The organism is Roseixanthobacter psychrophilus, from assembly GCF_043195195.1.
Lineage (GTDB): Bacteria > Pseudomonadota > Alphaproteobacteria > Rhizobiales > Xanthobacteraceae > NCEH01.
The window spans coordinates 1-1,552 of sequence record NZ_JBAFWT010000126.1; the positions used below are offsets into that span (position 1 = coordinate 1).

Below are 1,552 nucleotides of genomic sequence, written 5' to 3' on the forward strand. Positions count from 1 at the left end.
GTAATTGCTCAGGCTCCATCCGCGTCGGCTCTGTGAGTCGGATGCGGGCCGGGTTTGGCGCGGTCGATGTTGCGGCGGGCGGGGAGGTTTCGGCTTGCGGAGGGTCGCTCACGATGGGACGGGCGTCTCGAGCGGCTTTCCGGCGAGGGTCAGGCGGATCGCCTCGAGGGCGTCGATGGCGCGGCGGCGGCCGGTCTCGATCACTGAGCGGATGTCGGCGTAGAGTTCGGCGCCCCAGCCGCTGCGAAAGCAATAGGTCACCTTGCGGAAGATGACGCAGGGACGGATCGCCCGCTCGGAGCCGTTGTTGGTCGGCGGCAATTCGCGGTTGGTCAGGAACACGAACAGAAAGCGTCGCGTCCGCTTGATCATCGCTGCGAGCTTGACGCCCGCAGGATGCGTCGGCGCGCGCGCCATCAGGCGATCGAGGCGCGCCTCCAGCCGGTATTTGTAGTTTTTCAGCGTCGCGTCCGACAGATCGGCGCGCCTCGCGCCGATCCCGCAAGCCTCCTCCAGCAGGCGCCGCAGACCGGGGCCGAGCACGTCGTCGCCGCAGTCGATGGCGTATTGCACGTCGCGGATGAGATGCGCGAGGCAGACCTGGTGATCCTTCGTCGCCCATCCCATCTGGCCGGCGTAGCGATCCGAGACCCAGTAGTCGGGCCTCACATCGCCGAGAAAATCGGAGACGACGGTCTGCGCGCGCGTGGGCTTTGCGACGAAGACGGCGCTGTCCTCGTGGTGGAACACCCACAGATACCAATTGGCCTTGCCGACGCGCAGGCCGGTCTCGTCCGATTGCAGCACGGTTCCCGCGAGCAGCCGCGCGCGGATCGCCTCGCGCTGGCTGGCGAAGGCCGTGCGTGCGGCGCGGAGCATGTCGACGATCGCGCCTTCGCTGACATCGATCCCGAACAGCGTGGAGAGCAGCGTCGACAGCCGCTCCATGGCGATGTTCTGCGCAAAGCGCAGATAGAGGACGAGGGCGCGCAGATTGTTGCCGAAGGGCGAGCCCTTGGGCATGTCGGCGGGCGGCGCGGCCTTGAATTTCTTCGCGCAGCTCGGGCAGGTTCCGCCGTGCAACGTGACGCGGGTCACCTCGGGCCGGATCGGCGGAAACTCGATATGATCATAGGCCTCGCAGGCGAGTTGCGTCGCGCCCGAGACGTCGGCGCCACAATGCTGGCAGGCGCAGGCGAACATGTCGCGCTTTCGCGTCGGGCTCGGGTGCAGCGGACGATGCGCGCCGGGATGCGATTTACGCGTCTTCGCGGTCTTGTCCAGAGCCGGCGCCGAAGATTTCTGGCCCTTGCTCGGCGGCGTGCTGGAATTGTCCGGCGTCTTCTTCGGCAGACCGAGCTTGGCTTCGAACTCGGCGACGCGCTTGGTCAGACGCTCGATGATCTCCGCCTGCGCCAGGATCAGGCGGATCAGAGCCTCCTTGTCGAGCGAATCAAGCGCCGAGCGATCCATTCGCAGCTTGAATCAAGCCGCGATTCCCGTGTCAATCATATACCGAAAGCGCTGCCGAAAACCGGGGGTGAGCAGTTAC

The 1,552-nt window shown here is 66.2% G+C and carries 1 protein-coding gene; it reads right to left on the bottom strand.

Annotation, left to right across the window (positions count from 1 at the left end; translation table 11 throughout):
* Window positions 1-108: 108 nt before the first annotated feature.
* Complete coding sequence (gene tnpC, locus V5F77_RS28745) at window positions 109-1,473, bottom strand: IS66 family transposase (protein WP_429008462.1); 1,365 nt, start codon at window positions 1,471-1,473, stop codon at window positions 109-111.
* Window positions 1,474-1,552 lie beyond the last annotated feature (79 nt).

Excerpts from the sequence above, each read along its gene's own strand:
- tnpC (WP_429008462.1), bottom strand. The coding sequence starts at position 1,473 with ATGGATCGCTCGGCGCTTGATTCGCTCGACAAGGAGGCTCTGATCCGC.